Below are 17,734 nucleotides of genomic sequence, written 5' to 3'. Positions count from 1 at the left end.
GTGGAAGCGATGGAAGCGGGTTCCATCGGCGGCGCGCCGGTCAACCCGGCGTCCGTGGCGGCCGCCCGGCGCGCGCAGCGCTGGATCTGGGCGTGGGTCGCGCTGGGCATTGCGGCGTACCTGCTGCTGCCCTGGTACGCGATCCAGGATGCGGCCTGGTACGAAGCCGTTCCGCAGGTCTTCGGACGGGCGGAGGGCGCCAACGGCCTGATGCAGGCCGCGACGCAGGGGCGCAGCTGGCTCTTCATCGGCCTGGCGGGCCTGTTGATGTGCGCGATCGGCGCGTGGCTGCCTGCCGGCCGTGCGCAGGGGCGATGGCTCCTGGCAGGCGGCGCGATCGGCGCCATCGGCCTGTCGGTCGCGGGCTTCACCATCGGCGCGCGGGGCTGGAGCGTCGCGGCACTCAACACGCAGTTCGGCGAGCTGGCGATCAACCAGTTCGGCATCGGCGCGGGCGGCTTCGTGGCGCTCACCGCGCTCGTGCTGCTGGCGGCCTTCGGCATCGCCCGGTTCGGTCTCTTCAAGGGCGACCTGTTCGTGGCGGCCGCGATCATCGGCTGCGGCGTGCTGATGGCGCTGTTCATCGCCTACCCGGTGGGCAAGGCGCTGTCGGGCGCGTTCTTCAACGAAGACGGGCAATGGTCGATAGGCGCCTTCGTTGCGCGCGTGTTCACCGAGCGCATCTGGGGCCTGGGGTGCCTGGCGGGCGGGGTGCGCTGCGGCGTGGCGTGGAACACGCTGGTGCTGGCCTTGCTCACGGCGGCCGGCACCACCTTCCTCGGCACCCTGATGGCGCTGATGGCCGAGCGCGGCAGCAAGCGCGGGCAGGGCGTGCTGCGGGTGCTGGCGCTGCTGCCGATCATCACACCGCCGTTCGTGGTGGGCCTGGGCCTGATCCTGCTGTTCGGCCGCGCAGGCATCGTCAACCAGCTGCTGGAGAACGTGTTCGGCATCGAGCCGACGCGCTGGTTCTACGGCATGCCGGGCGTGCTGGTGGCGCAGCTCTTCGCCTTCACGCCCATCGCCTTCATGATCATGCGCGGCGTGGTGCAGGGCATCGCGCCCAGCCTGGAAGAAGCCGCGCAGATGCTGCGTGCCGACCGTCGTCGCACCTTCTTCACCGTCACGCTGCCGCTGCTGAAGCCTGGGCTGGCCAACGCCTTCCTGGTCGGCTTCATCGAGAGCATTGCCGACTTCGGCAACCCGGTGGTGGTGGGCGGGCAGTTCTCGGTGCTCTCGACCGACATCTTCTTCGCCATCGTCGGCGCGCAGTACGACCAGGGCCGCGCGGCCTCGCTCGCCTGGGTGCTCACACTGTTCGCGCTCGGCGTGTTCGCGCTGCAGCGCGGGCTGCTGGGCAAGCAGAACTACACCACGGTGAGCGGCAAGGGCGACGCGGGCATCGCGATGGCGCTGCCCGACGGCGTGCGCCGCACCATCTACTGCATCGCGCTGCCGTGGATTGCGTTCACCGCGGTGGTCTACCTCTTCGCCTTCGCGGGTGGCTTCGTGCAGACCTGGGGCCGCGACTACAGCTTCACGCTCAACCACTTCAAGAATGCGTTCGCGCTGGAGTGGGGCCAGTTCGGGCTGGTGTGGGCGGGCACGGCGTGGAACTCGCTGATCACCACGCTCAAGCTCGCGGGCATCTCGGCACCGATCACCGCAGCGCTGGGCTTGCTGATCGCGTGGCTGCTGGCGCGCAACGAGTTCAAGGGGCAGGGCATCTTCGAGTTCGGCGCACTGCTGGCCTTCGCGATCCCGGGCACAGTCCTCGGCGTGAGCTACATCCTGGCCTTCAATGTGCCGCCGCTGGAGCTCACGGGCACCGGGCTCATCATCGTGCTGTGCTTCATGTTCCGGAACCTGCCGGTGGGCGTGCGGGCAGGTACGGCCGCCTTCAAGCAACTGGACCGCTCGCTCGACGAGGCCTCGCTGATGCTGCGCGCATCGACTTCGCAGACCTTGTTCAAGGTGGTGCTGCCGCTGCTCAAGCCCGCGCTGGTGGCCGCGCTGGTCTACAGCTTCGTGCGCGCGATGACGACGGTGAGCGCGGTGATCTTTCTGGTCACCGCCGAGAACGAACTCGCCACCACGTACATCATTGGCCGCGTCGGCAACGGCGACTACGGCATTGCGCTGGCGTACTGCACGGTGCTCATGATCCTGATGTCGCTGGCCATCGCGCTGGTGCAGTTCGTGGTCGGGGAGCGCAAGCTGGGGCGGCGCGGGACAGCGGTGCCGGTCGTGTCCGCGCCCGTACATTGAGGAAAAAAGATGAGTGTTCATGCAGACCTGTTGCTTCAGCTTCAAACGGAGCAAACGCTGGTCGACCTGTACCGCGACCGCTGGAGCCAGGAATCGCTTACCGGCGTTGTTTCCGGATTCACCGACACCTTCGTCTATCTGAGCCTGTTCAGCGAAGACGGATTGCCCAACGGCATCAGCGTGGTTCATCTGGGTGACGTCACCAGGATCAGATGGCAAGGCAATGCGCTGATCTCCATCCAGGCTTTGATCGATGCCAAGGCATCGAAGCCGACAGCGCCCGAGCTCGATCTCGAATCGACGCGCTCGGTCCTGGAGTCAATCCAGAAGGCGTTCGGCTACGTCAATGCGATGACCGAGAGTTCCAATTCATCAGTCACGTTCATTGGCGAGATCGCGCAGATTGACCACATCTCTTTCGTTCTGAACGAGTTCGGAACCATGAAGACCTGGCAGAAGTCGCATTTGTGGCTGCGCATCGAGGACGTGACGCGCGTGGATGCCGATGCGCAGTACGAACGCGATATCCAATTTCTTGCCCAGCAAAGGCGGAGTAAATGAGCAACGGCATCGAGTTCCGCAACGTCACCAAGCGCTACGGCACGGACAAGAACGGGCCGATGGCGGTCAAGGGCATCAGCTTCGAAGTGCCGGTCGGCACGCTCACCACCATCCTCGGCCCCTCGGGCTGCGGCAAGACGACCACGCTGCGCATGATCGCGGGGCTCGAGTCGCCGACCTCCGGTTCGATCTACATGGGTGGGCGCGATGTGACGACGCTCGGTCCGGCCGAGCGCAACGTCAGCATGATGTTCCAGAGCTACGCGCTGTTCCCGCACATGAACGTGATCGAGAACGTGGGCTATGGCCTGCGCATGAGCGGCGTGAAGAAGGACGAGGCCACCTCGCGAGCACGTGAGGCTTTGAGGGGTGTGGGCCTGGTCGGCTTCGACGAACGCCTGCCGAGCGAACTCTCGGGCGGCCAGCAGCAGCGCGTGGCGCTCGCGCGTGCGCTGGTGCTCGAGCCCGCGGTGCTGCTGTTCGATGAGCCGCTGTCCAACCTCGACGCCCGCCTGCGCCGCGAGATGCGGGAAGAAATCCGCGCGCTGCAGCAGCGCCTGAAGCTCACGGTGGCTTATGTCACGCACGACCAGAGCGAGGCGCTGGCCGTGAGCGACCAGATCATCGTGATGGACCACGGCGTGATTGCCCAGCGCGGCACGCCCGAGCAACTCTACGGCCGGCCCGAGAGCGAGTTCGTCGCCGGCTTCATGGGCGAGGCGATGGTGTTCCCCGGCGTGGCAGAGGCCGACGGCAGCGTCACGCTGGGCCCGCTGCGCCTGCAGCCGCGCCATGCAATCGCGCCCGGCCCGGTGAAGGTGGCTGTGCGGCCCGAGGCCTGGGAGATCGGCGCGGCCGATGGCTTGCCTGCCACCTTGCGCAAGGCGGCGTACCTCGGCAGCTTCTACGAATACGGCTTCGATACGGCGCTGGGCCCGGTCTTCGTGGTCTCGACCGACCTGTCGCAACCCCTGGCCGCGGGCGCGCAGACCACGCTGTCGCTGCGCGCCCATGGCGTGAGCGTGGTGCCGGGCGCGTGAAACAATGGCGCCATGAACGTGGTTTTCGATCTTGGCGCCGTGCTTCTCGCATGGGAGCCCACACGGCTGGTGCAGGCCCATCTCGCGCAACATGCGCCCACTGAGGCTGCCGCCGCGGCGCTGGGCCGGGCGCTTTTCCATCACGACGACTGGACCAGCTTCGACTGCGGCACCCGCACGCTGGACGATGCCATCGCCCGCATGACGGCACGGCTGTCGTTGCCGGCAGAACAGCTTCACGCGATGCTCGACAACCTGGGCGAGCGCCTCGAGGCCATCGAGGTCACCGTCGACATGCTCGGTCAACTGTTCGCCCATCGCGAAGCGGGGCAGCCGCTGCGGCTCTACTACCTGTCGAACATGCCTGCGCCGTATGCGCGCGCGCTGGAGCGGCGGCACGCCTTCATGCGGCGCTTCGACGGTGGCGTGTTCTCGGGTGACGTGAAGTTCATCAAACCGGATCGTGAAATCTTCGAGGTGCTGGCGGTGCGCTACACACTCGACCCGGCAGAGACCGTGTTCATCGACGATTCCGCCGCCAACGTCGAGGCGGCACGCGCCTTCGGCTGGCAAGCGATTCACTGCACCGCGCCGGGCATGCTGCCGGCGCAGCTCTCGCGCTACCTGCCGGTCAACACGACCTTGTCGGCGTCGAATCCGAGGCTGCGCGCGTAGTCCAGTTCGACCTGCAGTGCCGCGTCGTCCAGGCGCGGGGCGCGCGACAGGACCCAGAGGTATTGACGGTCGGGCGTGCCGACCAGCGCCACCTGGTACTCGCGGTCGAGCTTCAGGATCCAGTAGTCGCCCCACACCATCGGCAGCCAGCCGAGCCACGCGGGCGCGAAGCGCACTTCGAGGCGTCCCGCGCCCGGCTGGCCGGCCACGGGCACCACGCGCGCGGTGCCGATGGCTTCGTTGAAGTTGCCGTCGGCGCGCACGCAGCGGTTGACCACCTGCACCGTGCCGTCGGGCTGGGGGGTGTACTCGGCGGTGACGGGGCCCGAACAGCTCTTCTGGAACCGGTTGGGCAGGCGGGCCTGCTCGTGCCAGATGCCGGCATAACGCTGCAGGTCCACGGGCGCCACCACCTGCAAGGGGGCGCGCATCAGCGGTGCGCCATCGGCCGGGCCGGCCACTTGTGCGCGGGCGGTGCGCGCCGCACCCAGTGCGAGCCAGGTCGCGACGCCGCCCACGACGAAAGCGGTGGCCATGGCACCGATCGCGTGGCTGGTGCGGCGGTCGTCGAAAACCCGGCCGGCGGGGGCTTCTGCGGGGTGTCGGGGGCGTTGGGACATGGGGGCTCCTGAAGGTAAGACGTTCGGCGCAAATCGCCCGTAACACTCAGGGTAGCCCGCGCCAGCGACCCCATGCCGTCAGTCACGGACCACAGGCCCTGTAGGGCAGGGCGGCCGACAACCCTGCGGGCAGGAGGCCGATGGAAGCACGCGAAAACCCGTGCTACGGTGCGCATGAAAACATCGGTCGCCGCGCAACTGCGTGCAGGACTTGTCACAACCCGCACAGGATAATGATTTCATGAACCAACTCGATGCCCTCCGCCAATGGACCACCGTCGTCGCCGACACCGGTGACTTCAAGCAACTCAGCATTTCCAAGCCGCAGGACGCGACCACCAACCCGTCGCTGATCCTCAAGGCCGTTCAGAAGCCCGAATACCGCCCCCTGCTCGACGAAGTCGTGAAGAAGCACGCGGGCAAGCCGCTGGACGAAGTCATCGACCGCCTGCTGGTGAACTTCGGCACCGAAATCCTCCAGATCATTCCGGGCCGCGTCTCGACCGAAGTCGATGCGCGCCTGTCGTTCGACACCGCCGCCACCATCGCCCGCGGCGAGCGCATCGTGGCGCTCTACAAGGCCGAAGGCATCGACACCGAGAAGCGCCTGCTCATCAAGGTCGCCTCCACCTGGGAAGGCATCGAGGCCGCGCGCCAGCTCGAGTTGAAGGGCATCCGCACCAACCTCACGCTGCTGTTCTCGTTCGCGCAGGCGGTGGCCTGCGGCGCCGCGAAGGTGCAGTTGATCTCGCCCTTTGTGGGCCGCATCTACGACTGGTACAAGAAGTCGGCCGGCGCCAAGTGGGACGAAGCGGCGAACGCGGGCGCCAACGACCCGGGCGTGAAGTCGGTGCGCGAAATCTTCAACTACTACAAGCAGCACGGCATCAAGACCGAGGTGATGGGCGCGAGCTTCCGCAATGTGGGACAGATCCAGGCGCTCGCCGGCTGCGACCTGCTGACCATCAGCCCCGAGCTGCTGGCCGAACTCGCTGCGAGCAACGAGCCGCTGGAACACGCGCTCGATGCCAAGGCCGCCACCAAGGGCGACGCCCCGAAGGTCAGCTACGACGAAGCCGGTTTCCGCTTTGCGCTCAACGAAGACGCGATGGCCACCGAGAAGCTCGCCGAAGGCATCCGCGCCTTCGCGGCCGATGCGGTGAAACTCGAAAAGCTCATGCAGGAAAGCGGCAAGTAAACATGGTCATGACCCAACGCTGCGACCGTGCGCCGGCCTGGGCGCAACTGCAGTCGTACTTCGAGACGGCGGGCCGCCAGTTCGACGTGCGCCATGCCTTCGTGGACGACGCGGGGCGCTTCGAGCGATTCAGCCAGGAGGCGCCCTTTGTGTTCGCGGACCTGTCCAAGAACCTGATCGACGCGCGCACCGAAGAGCTGCTGCTCACACTGGCCCGCGAATGCGGCCTCGAAGCGCACCGCGACGCGATGTTCGCGGGCGAGCACATCAACAGCACCGAAGACCGCGCCGTGCTGCACACGCTGCTGCGCGCACCGGCGGACGCGAAGGTGGGCAAGACGGCCGACAAGCTGCGCGAGGTGCATGAAACCCTCGACGCGATGCTGGCCTATGCCGAGAAGGTGCGGGGCGACCACACGATCACCGACGTGGTCAACATCGGCATCGGCGGCTCCGACCTCGGCCCGCAGATGGCGGTGTTGGCACTCGCCGAGTTCGCCGCGCCGGGCAAGCGCTTCCACTTCGTCTCGAACGTCGACGGCCATGAACTGGCGGGCGTGCTGCGCGACCTGGCGCCGGAGCACACGCTGTTCCTGATCGCCTCGAAGACCTTCACCACCACCGAGACGATGACCAATGCGCTCTCGGCCAAGCGCTGGTACGAGCAATCGGGCGGCACGGACATCGCCGGCCACTTCGCCGCGCTCACGACGAATGTCGAAGCCGCGAAGAAGTTCGGCATCGACACCACCTTCGGTTTCTGGGACTGGGTGGGCGGCCGCTATTCGCTGTGGTCGGCCATCGGCCTGCCGATCGCGCTGGCCATCGGCGCCGACGGCTTTCGCCGGCTGCTCGCGGGCGCGCATGCGATGGACGAGCACTTCCGCACCGCGCCGCTCGCGCAGAACCTGCCAGTGCGCTTGGGCCTGCTCGACGTCTGGTACCGCAACTTCCACAAGTTCACGAGCCGCAGCATCGCGCCGTACCACAGCGCCTTGAAGCGCGTGCCGGCCTACCTGCAGCAGCTGGAGATGGAGAGCAACGGCAAGCAGGTCGATGCGAGCGGCCAGCCCGTGGCGTTCGGCACCTCACCCGTGCTCTGGGGCGAGCCCGGCACCAACGGCCAGCACGCCTACTTCCAGATGCTGCACCAGGGCACCGACGTGACCCCGCTCGAATTCGTGGCCGTGCGCGATGCGGCGCACGACCTCGAAGGCCACCATCCCAAGCTGCTCGCCAATGCGCTCGCGCAGGCGCAGGCGTTGATGGTGGGCAAGCTCGACGAGGGCGGCCACAAGAACTTTCCGGGCAACCGGCCGAGCAGCTTCTTCGTGTTCGAGAAGCTCACGCCCGAAGCGCTGGGCGCCTTCCTCGCGATGTACGAGCACCGGGTGTTCACCAGCGGTGCGCTGTGGGGCATCAACAGCTTCGACCAGTGGGGTGTGGAACTGGGCAAGGTGCTCGCGAAGGACATCGAGCCGCGCCTCGCCTCTGGCGACATCACGGGGCTCGACGCCTCGACGGCCGGGCTGCTCAAGCGCCTGAGTTCCTGAGGAAAGCTCAGGCCGTCGCCGTCTCGGCGGGCGCCTTCAGGGGCGCACCGCCGCTCGCCATCCGCACGCACAGGTCGAAGGCCTGCTGCAGCCCTTCGATCTGCGCGATGCCCTTGCCGGCAATGTCGAAGGCACTGCCGCTGGCCGACGTCGCCACCGGCACGGGCAGGCCACCGTGCAGCGTCACGCCCTGCTCGAAGCCCATGAGCTTCATCGCGATCTGGCCCTGGTCGTGGTACATCGACACCACCGCATCCACGTCGCCGCGGCGCGCGCCGATGAACACCGTATCGGGCGAGAACGGGCCGCGCGCGTCGTAGCCTTCGGCCCGCAGCTGCGCGATGGCCGGCGCGATGATCTCGATCTCTTCCATGCCGATGGAGCCGCCGTCCCCCGCGTGCGGGTTGAGCCCCGTCACCGCAATGCGCGGCTGCGCCACACCCGCGCGGCGCAGGGCCGACGCGATGATCTTCACCGCGTCCCCCACGCCCTGCACCGTGATGTGGCTTGCCACTTCCTTCAGCGGAATGTGCGAGGTCACGCGCGAAGTCCAGAGCGAGCCGGTGAGGTTGAATTCGCAGACGAAGCCCGTCACCGCGAAGCGCTCCTGCATGTAGCGCAGCTCGTCCTCGTGCACGAGGCCGCCGAGGCGCAGCGAGTGCTTGTTGAGCGGCGCGAAAAGAATCGCATCGGCCTGCCCGCGCCGCACCGTCACGGTCGCATATTCGAGCGCCTCGAACGAGGCCCGGCCCGAGCGCTCGTTCGATTCACCGAGCACCGGCGCCTCGCCTTCCATCCAGTCGCGCAGGTACAGGCTGAGCCGGCCGTCCTCGAAGCGCAGTTCGTCCAGGCTGTCGACCTGCAGCGGGGCCAGCTTGACGCCGGCCACGCGCTCGCCTTCGGACAGCACGATGGGGTCTGCGATCAGCAGCACGCGCGCGGCGTCCAGGTTGCGCTGGCGCGCGAGCAGCTTCACGGCCATCTCGGGGCCGACGCCGCTAGGGTCGCCCAGCAGCACGACGATGCGGGGCTTGGCGGAGATCACGCTCGGGGTTTTCGTTGGCGTTGACATGGGTTGGAGCTTGAAGTGAGTGGGGTGGAGGGCGGCCTCATTCGGCCTTGATGTTGGCGTCGCGCACGAGCTGGCCGTAGTGGTCGAACTCCTGCCTGTTCATCGCCGCGAAGGGTTCGCCGGTCAGCGCCCCGGGCTCGCCGCCCAGGGCCTTGATGCGCGCCTGCACGTCGGCCAGCTTGAGCGTGCGCACGAGCTCGGCGTTCAGCTTGTCGACCGCCGGGCGCGGCGTGCCGGCCGTCACGTAGAGGCCGTACCAGGTGGACACGTCGGCGCCCTTGATGCCCTGCTCGGCGAGCGTGGGCACGTCGGGCAGCTCGGGCGAGCGCTGGGGCGCGCTCACGGCCAGCGCGCGGAACTTGCCGGCCTTGATCTGGCCCATGGCCGAGGAGGTGCTGTCGAACATCATGTCGACCTCGCCCGAGATGATGTCGATGTGCGCCTGCGAGCTGCCCTTGTAGGGCACATGGATCGACTTCATGCCCGTGGCCAGGTTGAAGGCCTCGCCGCCCACATGCTGCGTGCTGCCGATGCCCGACGACGCGTACTTGAAGCCGCCGGGCTTCGCGGCCATGGCGGCCACGAGCTCCTTCACCGACCTGTAGGGCGAATTGGCCGACACCACCAGCACGTTGGGCATCACGGCCACGAGGCCGATGGGCGTCAGGTCCTTCAGCGGGTCGTACTTGAGCTTGAGGATGTGCGGCGCCACCGCCTGCGCGGTGTTGGTGGCCAGCAGCAGCGTGGCGCCGTCGGCCGGCGCACGCGCGGTGAGTTCGCCGGCGATGGTGTTGGAGGCGCCGGGGCGGTTCTCCACCGTCACGGGCTGCTTCAAGACTGGCGCGAACTTGTCGGCCAACACGCGCGCGAGGATGTCGGTGCCGCCGCCGGGCGAGGCGCCGACCATGATGCGAAGGGGCTTGTCGGGGTAGGTTGCTTGCGCGCCGGCTGCCGCTGCGGTCAGCGCCAGTGCGGCAAGGCTTGCCGCGCGGGCAAGGGAAGAAAGACTCATCGGGTTGTCTCCTGCTTTGTTTGGCCCGAGCCTACGGAGCTTCACCCGCGCGATCCAATCGTAAAAGTCCGAAGGTTCATATACTTTTGTGCATGACCGATGCGACCCAGGGCCTGACCGATGCCTCGCTGATGCTCCTTGTGCGGCCGCGCCAACTGCTGCTGCTGGCCCGGCTCGACGCCCACCGCCACCTCGGGCGCGCGGCCGAAGCCATGAACATCAGCCAGCCCGCCGCCACCAAGCTGCTGCAGCAACTGGAAGAGTCGCTGGGCGAAAGGCTCTTCGAGCGCCTTGCGCGCGGCATGGAGCCCACGCCCTACGGCGAGATCCTCATCCGCTACGCCCGCCGCGTGCTCAGCGACTTCGGCACTGCGCGCGAGGAAATGCTCGCGCTGCGCTCGGGCCTCAGCGGCGCTCTGCGCGTGGGCAGCGTGCCCGGCGCCGTGCCCGAGCTGCTGGCGCCGGCGCTGGTCGAGTACCACCGCCGCCATCCGCAAGTCGCCGTGTCGATCGTGGTCGAGACCAGCGACGTGATGCAGGCGCAGCTGGAGCAGGGCGACGTCGATCTCGTGCTGGGCCGGCTCACCGATGGGCACGACGAGGCGAAGTACGCGAGCGTGCCGCTGCTGGGCGAATCGCAGGTGGTGGTGGTGCGCGCGGCGCATCCGGTGTTCGAGCGCACCGCCACGGTCACGCTGGCCGAAATGGCGGGCTGGTCGTGGGTGCTGCAGCCGCCAGGCTCGCCGCAGCGCGGGCGCTTCGAGGCAGCGATGCGGGAGGCGGGCATCCAGGCGCGGCTGGACATCATCGAAACGGCATCGCCTATCGCCATCACGGCCCTGCTCGAAAACTCCGACATGGCCGCCGTGATGCCGGCCTCGCAGGCCGACCACTACGCCCGGCTGGGCGTGCTGCGCACCGTGCCGGTGGAGCTGCCGGTGCGCGTGCCGCCCATCTGCCTCATCACCCGGGAAGACCGGGCGCTCTCGCCGGCGGCCGCGCAGTTCCGGCGCCAACTGCTGGGCGGCGGTACCTGAAGTTCACTTGAGGCCTTTGGCTTGCGGTTTTCCATGCTGTGTTGCACCAATTAGGGAATTCACTAGCCAACCAGTGCATGAAAGTACGGGAGGTAACCGTCGAAGTACCAAAGCCGCAACTGAGTTTCCCCAGAATCCCCCCACGGCGACCCGACAACAAGAGGGCGTCGCTCACCTCTAGGAGACAACATGAAGCGTTTTCTGAAAGCGGGCCTCGTCCTCGCACTCCTCGGCACGGGGCTCGTGTCCCAGGCCGCCACCGAACTCGTGATCGCGACCGTGAACAACGGCCACATGATCGAGATGCAGAAGCTCACCCCCTTCTTCGAGAAAGCCAACCCCGACATCAAGCTCAAATGGGTCACGCTGGAAGAAGGCACGCTGCGCCAGCGCGTGACCACCGACATCGCCACCAAGGGCGGCCAGTTCGACGTGATGACCATCGGCCTGTACGAAGCGCCGATCTGGTCGAAGAAGGGCTGGCTGCAGCCCATTGCCACCGACGCCGCCTATGACGCGGACGACCTGCTGCCCGCCATCCGCGCGGGCCTGTCGTACGAAGGCAAGCTCTACGCAGCGCCCTTCTACGGCGAGAGCTCGATGCTCATGTACCGCAAGGACCTGGCCGACAAGGTCGGCTTCCAGATGCCGGAGCAGCCCACCTGGGTGCAGGTGAAGGAACTGGCCGGCAAGATCCACGACCCGAAGGCCGGCGTGTACGGCATGTGCCTGCGCGGCAAGCCGGGCTGGGGCGACAACATGGCCTTCCTCACGACGCTGGTCAACACCAACGGCGGCCAGTGGTTCGACATGCAGTGGAAGCCGCAGATCGACACCAAGCCCTGGAAGGACGCGATCAACTTCTACGTCGACCTGATGAAGGCCTATGGCCCGCCGGGCGCCTCGGCCAACAGCTTCAACGAGAACCTGGCGCTGTTCAACGAAGGCAAGTGCGGCATGTGGGTGGACGCGACCATCGCGGCCTCGTTCATCAGCGATCCGAAGCAGTCCAAGGTGGCCGACAAGGTCGCGTTCGCACAGGCGCCCGTCGCCGTGACGCCGAAGGGCGCCAACTGGCTGTGGACCTGGAACCTGGCGATTCCCGCCAGCTCGACCAAGGGCGCCGCTGCGCAGACCTTCGTGAAGTGGGCGACTTCCAAGGAGTACGTGAACCTCGTGGCCAAGGAAGCCGGCTGGGGCTCGGTGCCCACCGGCACGCGCAAGTCGACCTACGCGAACCCCGAGTTCCAGAAGGTGGCCAAGTTCGCCGCCGCCGAGAAGAAGGCCATCGACAGCGCGAACCTCAGCGACAGCACGCTGCCCAAGTCGCCGTACGTCGGCGTGCAGTACGCGGCCATTCCCGAGTTCCAGGCCATCGGCACCGGCGTGGGCCAGCAGATGAGCGCGGCGCTGTCGGGCAAGGTCACGGTCGATCAGGCGCTGAAGACTTCGCAGACGCTGGCTGAGCGCGAGATCAAGAAGTCGGGGCAGTACAAGTAAGCCCGGGCTTTACTCCCTCCCCTTCCGGGGGAGGGGCGGGGTGGGGGCACGCGGCGCATCGATCGGCCGCGGTGGTCGATCAGGGAGCCCCCATCCCCGCCTTCCCCCAGAGGGGGAAGGAGCCAGAGACAACAAGAAGGGACCTCCTCATGAAAAGACTCCTGCCCCGGGCCCTCATGGCGCCCGCCGTGCTCACGCTCTTCCTCTGGATGATCGTGCCGCTGTTGATGACGTTGTACTTCTCCTTCGTGAACTACAACCTCATGCAGCCCGGCGAACGCACCTTCGCGGGCCTGGAGAATTTTCACTACTTCGTCACCGATCCGGACTTCTGGCCCGCCACCTGGAACACGCTGCTGCTCATCGGCAGCGTGATCGTCATCACGGTGGTGTTCGGCGTGCTGCTCGCGCTCCTGGTGAACGAGCCTTTCCCGGGCCGCGGCATCGTGCGCGTGCTCCTCATCTCTCCGTTCTTCGTCATGCCCGCAGTCAACGCGCTGCTGTGGAAGCACATGATGATGAATCCCATCTACGGCGTGCTCGCCGACGTGTGGCGCTTCTTCGGCGCGCAGCCCGTGGACTGGCTCACCGACGTGCCGCTGCTCTCGGTGATCATCATGGTGGCCTGGCAGTGGCTGCCCTTTGCCTGCCTGATCTTCATCACCTCACTGCAGTCGCTGGACCGCGAGCAGATGGAAGCCGCGCGCATGGACGGCGCGAGTTCCTTCCAGCGCTTCTTCTATCTCACCATCCCGCACCTGGGCCGTCCGATGGCCGTGGTGATCATGATCGAGATGATCTTCCTGCTCAGCGTGTTCGCCGAGATCGCCATCACCACCAATGGCGGCCCGGGCAACGAGAGCACGAACATGACCTATCTGATCTTCAAGCAGTCGCTGATGAATTTCGACGTGGGCGTGGCCTCCGCCGGTGCGCTGTTCGCGGTGGTGCTGGCCAACATCGTGGCCTTCTTCCTCATTCGCATCATCGGCAAGAACCTGGACTGAAGGCACGACCATGCAACCCAGCAACTTCCTTCCCCAGCTGCTGCGCACCGTCGGTGCGTGGGCCGTGGCGCTGCTCCTGTTCTTTCCGCTCGGCTGGCTGTTTCTCACGGCCTTCAAGACGGAGCTGCAGGCGATCCATGTGCCGCCGCTCTTCATCTTCGAGCCCACGCTCGACAACTTCGGCGAAGTGCAGCGCCGCAGTGACTACCTGCTGTATGCGCGCAACTCGCTCATCACCAGCCTGGGCTCGACGATCCTGGGCTTGCTGATCGCGGCACCCGCTGCGTACTCGATGGCGTTCTTCCGCACGAAGAAGACGCGCGACATCCTCATGTGGATGCTCTCCACCAAGATGATGCCGGCCGTGGGCGCGCTGGTGCCGATCTACGTGCTCGCGCAGACCGCGGGCCTTCTGGATTCGCTCACCGCGCTGACCATCGTGTTCACGCTGTCGAACCTGCCGATCATGGTGTGGATGCTCTACAGCGCCTACAAGGACATTCCGAACGAGATCCTCGAAGCCGCGCGCATGGACGGCGCGAGCCTGTGGACCGAGTTCCGCCATGTGGTGATGCCGCTGTCGGTGGGCGGGCTCGCATCGACCGGCCTCCTGTGCTTGGTGCTGAGCTGGAACGAGGCCTTCTGGGCGTTGAACCTCAGCTCCGCCAAGGCCGGCACGCTGGCCACGTTGATCGCCTCGTACTCCAGCCCCGAGGGCCTGTTCTGGGCCAAGTTGTCGGCCGCCTCGCTGATGGCCATTGCGCCCATCGTCGTGTTCGGCTGGTTCAGCCAGAAGCAGCTCGTCCAAGGCCTGACCTTCGGCGCCGTCAAGTAAAGAAAAGGGAGACATCTCATGGCCTACCTCGAACTCAAGAGCATCAAGAAGAGCTTTGGTGACGTCCACATCATCAAGGGCGTCGACCTGGAAATCCGGAAAGGCGAGTTCATCGTCTTCGTCGGACCATCCGGTTGCGGCAAGTCGACGCTGCTGCGGCTGATCGCGGGGCTCGAACCGATCAGCAGCGGCAACCTGCTGCTCGACGGCAAGGACATCACCTGGACGCCTTCGGGCAAGCGCGACCTGGCGATGGTGTTCCAGAGCTACGCGCTCTATCCGCACATGAGCGTGTACGACAACATGTCCTTCGCGCTCAAGCTCGCGGGCGTGGCCAAGGACGAGATCAGGACCAAGGTAGAGCACGCGGCCAAGACGCTGAACCTCACGCAGTACCTGGACCGCACGCCCAAGGATCTGTCGGGCGGCCAGCGCCAGCGTGTGGCCATCGGCCGCGCGATCGTGCGCGCGCCCAAGGTGTTCCTCTTCGACGAGCCGCTGTCGAACCTCGACGCGGCGCTGCGCGGCAACACGCGCGTCGAGATCCACAAGCTGCATCGCGCGCTCGGCGCGACCACGATCTACGTGACGCACGACCAGGTCGAGGCCATGACGCTGGCCGACCGTGTGGTGGTGCTCCGGGACGGGCTGATCGAACAGGTCGGCACGCCGCTGGAGCTGTACGACCGCCCGGCCAACCAGTTCGTCGCGCAGTTCATCGGGATGCCGTCGATGAACATGGTGTCGGCGAGCGCGATCCCGAGTTTCTCTGCAGCGACCGGTGGCCGCCTGCCGAACGACGGGTTCCTCGGCGTGCGGCCTGAAGGCCTGCGCGTGCACCCGAAGCAGGGCGCGCCGGTGTCGGACGTGCTGGGCCGCGTAGAGCTGATCGAGGCGCTCGGCGCCGACACGCTCATCCATGTCGATGTGGGCGGCGTGCCGCTCATCGCACGGCAGAACGAGCGCACGCCCCTGCAGGCGGGCGACGACGTGGCGGTCGAGCTCGACCCGTCGGTGCTGCATCTGTTCAACCGCGAAGGCCGCTCGGTCTCCGCCTGATTTTTCTTTGACGGAATTTCCCCGTGACTCTCGCAGCAGCGTCTATTGCGCACACACCACCGGCTCTCTCGGAGTTCACGGTGCTTCACCTGGGCCTGGGCTCGTTCCACCGCGCGCACCAGGCCGTCTACCTGCAGCGGCTGATCGAAGCGGGCGACACCCGCTGGTCGCTGTCGGGCGCCAACATCCGGCCCGACATGGCCGAGGTCGTCGCGGCGCTGCGCGCGCAGGGCGGGCGCTACACGCTCGAGACCGTGTCGCCCGCGGGCGAGTACCGCTACGAACAGATCGAGGCGATCCGCGAGGTGCTGCCCTACGAGCCCTCGCTGGCCGCAGTGATCGCGCGCGGCGCGGCGCCGTCCACGCGCATCGTCTCCTTCACCGTGACCGAGGCGGGCTACTACCTCGACGCGAAGGACCACAAGCTCGACCTGTCGTTCGCCGACCTGGCCGCGGACATCGAACGCGCGCGGCGCGGCGAGGCCGGCGAGACGGTCTACGGCGCGGTGTGCGCGATCCTTCGCGCGCGCAAGGCGGCAGGCGCCGGCCCGGTCACGCTCCTGAACTGCGACAACCTGCGCCACAACGGGGATCGCTTTCACGGCGGCCTGCTGGAGTTCATCGAGCGCGCGGGCGATGCCGACCTCCTGGCCTGGACCGTCGCCAACACCCGTTGCCCGAATGCGATGGTCGACCGCATCACGCCGCGGCCGCCGCCCGAGTTGCGCGCGCGGGTGCTGACCGCCACCGGCCGCGACGATGCCGCGCCGATCACGGGCGAGAGCTTCATCCAGTGGGTCATCGAAGACAACTTCATCGCCGGCCGGCCCGACTGGGGACGCGTGGGCGTGGAGCTGGTGGAGTCGGTGCAGCCGTATGAGGAGGCCAAGATCCGCATCCTCAACGCGACCCACAGCTGCATCGCCTGGGCCGGCACGCTGATCGGGCTCGAATTCATCCACGAAGGCACGCACGACGCGGCCATCCGCAAGATGGCCCACGACTACGTGAGCGACGACGTGATCCCGTGCCTGAGCCCCAGCCCCATCGATCTCGCGGCCTACCGCGACGTGGTGCTCGACCGCTTCGGCAACCCCGCGATCCGCGACACCAACCAGCGCGTGGCGGCGGACGGTTTCTCCAAGATCCCGGGCTTCATCGCGCCGACCGTGCGCGAGCGCCTGGCCGCGGGCGAGGGCATCGACAGCGTGGCGATGCTGCCGGCGCTGTTCCTCGCCTTCCTGCAGCGCTGGCACCGCGGCGCGCTGCCCTACGCCTACCAGGACCAGGGTATGGACGAAGCGGTGGCGCATGCGATCTGCGATGCGGCCGATCCGGTCGCGGCGCTGTGCGCCGACACCGGCCTGTGGGGCGACCTCGCGGGCGATGCGCGGCTGGTCGAGGCGGTTCGCAAGGCGTGTGCGCGCGTCGTGCGCTTCGTCGAAGGCGACGTGAAATGAGCGGCCGGCTGCAGGACCGCCATGTGCTGCTGACCGGTGCGGGCGGCGGCATCGGCCTTGCGGTGGCCGAGGCCTGCATCGCCGAGGGGGCGCGCTGCAGCGTGATCGACCGTGCGGCTGGTGCGCCGGATGCGGTGCGTGCGGTGCAGCACCGCCATCCCGACCGCCTCGCCTACATCGCGGCCGATGTCAGGAACGCGCAAGACATTCAACGTTTGCTGGCCGAGGCGATTGCCGCATTCGGCCCCGTTCACACGCTCTTCAACAACGCGGCCGTGTTCGACCTTGCGCCGCTGCTCGAGAGCGACGAAGCCTCGTTCGACAAGCTCTTCGCCGTCAACGTGAAGGGCATGTTCTTCGTGATGCAGGCGGTGCTGCGCCACATGGTCGAGGCCGGAACGCAGGGCGCGTCGGTCATCAACATGGCCTCGCAGGCGGGGCGCCGTGGCGAGGCGCTGGTGTCGCACTACTGCGCGACCAAGGCGACCGTCATCAGCTACACCCAGAGCGCGGCGCTGGCCATGGCGCCGCATGGCATCCGCGTCAACGGCATCGCGCCGGGCGTGGTCGACACGCCGATGTGGGACCACGTCGACAGCCTGTTCGCCAAGGCCGAAGGGCTGCCGCCCGGCGAGAAGAAGCGGCGCGTGGGATTCGAAGTGCCATTGGGCCGCATGGGTGTGCCCGACGACATCGCGGGAGCCGCCGTTTTTCTTGCCAGCGACGAGGCGCGCTACATCACGGCACAGACGCTGAATGTCGATGGCGGCAACGTCATGAGCTGAGCCGGACAAGAAAGTATCGGGACCAATCCTTTTTGCGCGGTGAACCCCACCC

General features: G+C 67.1%; 16 protein-coding genes. 13 read left to right on the top strand and 3 right to left on the bottom strand.

From position 1 onward, the window contains the following. Nucleotides 1–9 precede the first annotated feature (9 nt). From M2282_RS18875 to M2282_RS18860, 4 genes are read left to right on the top strand one after another with little or no spacing between them, the layout of a single operon-like run. A complete protein-coding gene (locus M2282_RS18875; protein WP_280810304.1) occupies nucleotides 10–2,268 on the top strand; it encodes an ABC transporter permease in 2,259 nt (752 codons plus the stop codon). Nucleotides 2,269–2,277: 9 nt separating this feature from the next. Beyond that, a complete protein-coding gene (locus M2282_RS18870) occupies nucleotides 2,278–2,829 on the top strand; it encodes a hypothetical protein (protein WP_280810303.1) in 552 nt (183 codons plus the stop codon). Further along, nucleotides 2,826–3,869, top strand: coding sequence for an ABC transporter ATP-binding protein (locus tag M2282_RS18865; RefSeq protein WP_280810302.1), 1,044 nt, complete (start codon nucleotides 2,826–2,828; stop codon nucleotides 3,867–3,869). Before M2282_RS18870 ends, M2282_RS18865 begins: the two co-directional genes overlap by 4 nt. 12 nt (nucleotides 3,870–3,881) lie before the next feature. Continuing rightward, on the top strand, nucleotides 3,882–4,544 hold the full coding sequence (locus tag M2282_RS18860) for an HAD family hydrolase (protein WP_280810301.1): 663 nt from the start codon (nucleotides 3,882–3,884) through the stop codon (nucleotides 4,542–4,544). Here the strand turns inward: M2282_RS18860 and M2282_RS18855 are convergent. After that, complete coding sequence (locus tag M2282_RS18855; protein ID WP_280810300.1) at nucleotides 4,490–5,164, bottom strand: lipocalin family protein; 675 nt, start codon at nucleotides 5,162–5,164, stop codon at nucleotides 4,490–4,492. The two genes, M2282_RS18860 and M2282_RS18855, sit on opposite strands and share 55 nt — an antisense overlap. Before the next feature lie 241 nt (nucleotides 5,165–5,405). Here M2282_RS18855 and tal point away from each other — a divergent pair, with 241 nt between their 5' ends. After that, a complete protein-coding gene (tal, locus tag M2282_RS18850; protein WP_280810299.1) occupies nucleotides 5,406–6,362 on the top strand; it encodes a transaldolase in 957 nt (318 codons plus the stop codon). A 2-nt stretch (nucleotides 6,363–6,364) separates the two neighbouring features. Further along, nucleotides 6,365–7,915, top strand: coding sequence for a glucose-6-phosphate isomerase (pgi, locus tag M2282_RS18845; RefSeq protein ID WP_280810298.1), 1,551 nt, complete (start codon nucleotides 6,365–6,367; stop codon nucleotides 7,913–7,915). A 7-nt stretch (nucleotides 7,916–7,922) separates the two neighbouring features. On the opposite strand, the gene M2282_RS18840 is transcribed toward pgi, so the two are convergent. Both M2282_RS18840 and M2282_RS18835 read right to left on the bottom strand, forming a co-directional pair. Continuing rightward, nucleotides 7,923–8,987 carry a 4-hydroxythreonine-4-phosphate dehydrogenase PdxA gene (locus M2282_RS18840; protein WP_432422913.1) on the bottom strand — a complete coding sequence of 355 codons (1,065 nt, stop codon included), beginning with the start codon at nucleotides 8,985–8,987 and terminating at the stop codon, nucleotides 7,923–7,925. A gap of 37 nt (nucleotides 8,988–9,024) precedes the next feature. Beyond that, the gene (locus M2282_RS18835) at nucleotides 9,025–9,999 is read right to left on the bottom strand and encodes a Bug family tripartite tricarboxylate transporter substrate binding protein (RefSeq protein ID WP_280810296.1); all 975 of its coding nucleotides are present in this window, start codon (nucleotides 9,997–9,999) and stop codon (nucleotides 9,025–9,027) included. A 92-nt stretch (nucleotides 10,000–10,091) separates the two neighbouring features. Between M2282_RS18835 and M2282_RS18830 the strand changes: the two genes are divergently transcribed. The 7 genes from M2282_RS18830 to M2282_RS18800 all read left to right on the top strand — a co-directional run bounded on the left by M2282_RS18830 (nucleotide 10,092) and on the right by M2282_RS18800 (nucleotide 17,682). Beyond that, the gene (locus tag M2282_RS18830; protein ID WP_280810295.1) at nucleotides 10,092–11,036 is read left to right on the top strand and encodes a LysR family transcriptional regulator; all 945 of its coding nucleotides are present in this window, start codon (nucleotides 10,092–10,094) and stop codon (nucleotides 11,034–11,036) included. A gap of 189 nt (nucleotides 11,037–11,225) precedes the next feature. Beyond that, the gene (locus M2282_RS18825) at nucleotides 11,226–12,536 is read left to right on the top strand and encodes an ABC transporter substrate-binding protein (protein ID WP_280810294.1); all 1,311 of its coding nucleotides are present in this window, start codon (nucleotides 11,226–11,228) and stop codon (nucleotides 12,534–12,536) included. A 149-nt stretch (nucleotides 12,537–12,685) separates the two neighbouring features. Then, a complete protein-coding gene (locus tag M2282_RS18820) occupies nucleotides 12,686–13,543 on the top strand; it encodes a carbohydrate ABC transporter permease (RefSeq protein ID WP_280810293.1) in 858 nt (285 codons plus the stop codon). Nucleotides 13,544–13,553: 10 nt separating this feature from the next. Further along, nucleotides 13,554–14,378, top strand: coding sequence for a carbohydrate ABC transporter permease (locus M2282_RS18815; protein ID WP_280810292.1), 825 nt, complete (start codon nucleotides 13,554–13,556; stop codon nucleotides 14,376–14,378). An 18-nt stretch (nucleotides 14,379–14,396) separates the two neighbouring features. Next, nucleotides 14,397–15,437, top strand: coding sequence for an ABC transporter ATP-binding protein (locus M2282_RS18810; RefSeq protein WP_280810291.1), 1,041 nt, complete (start codon nucleotides 14,397–14,399; stop codon nucleotides 15,435–15,437). Nucleotides 15,438–15,517: 80 nt separating this feature from the next. Beyond that, nucleotides 15,518–16,897, top strand: a complete 1,380-nt coding sequence (dalD, locus tag M2282_RS18805; RefSeq protein ID WP_280810316.1) for a D-arabinitol 4-dehydrogenase — start codon at nucleotides 15,518–15,520, stop codon at nucleotides 16,895–16,897. Further along, nucleotides 16,894–17,682 carry an L-iditol 2-dehydrogenase gene (locus M2282_RS18800; RefSeq protein WP_280810290.1) on the top strand — a complete coding sequence of 263 codons (789 nt, stop codon included), beginning with the start codon at nucleotides 16,894–16,896 and terminating at the stop codon, nucleotides 17,680–17,682. Before dalD ends, M2282_RS18800 begins: the two co-directional genes overlap by 4 nt. Nucleotides 17,683–17,734 lie beyond the last annotated feature (52 nt).

Source organism: Variovorax boronicumulans (assembly GCF_029892485.1).
In the GTDB taxonomy this organism is placed as follows: domain Bacteria; phylum Pseudomonadota; class Gammaproteobacteria; order Burkholderiales; family Burkholderiaceae_C; genus Variovorax; species Variovorax boronicumulans_B.
Note: the sequence above shows the minus strand (reverse complement) of the source record. Positions and strands in the feature narration are given on the sequence as shown.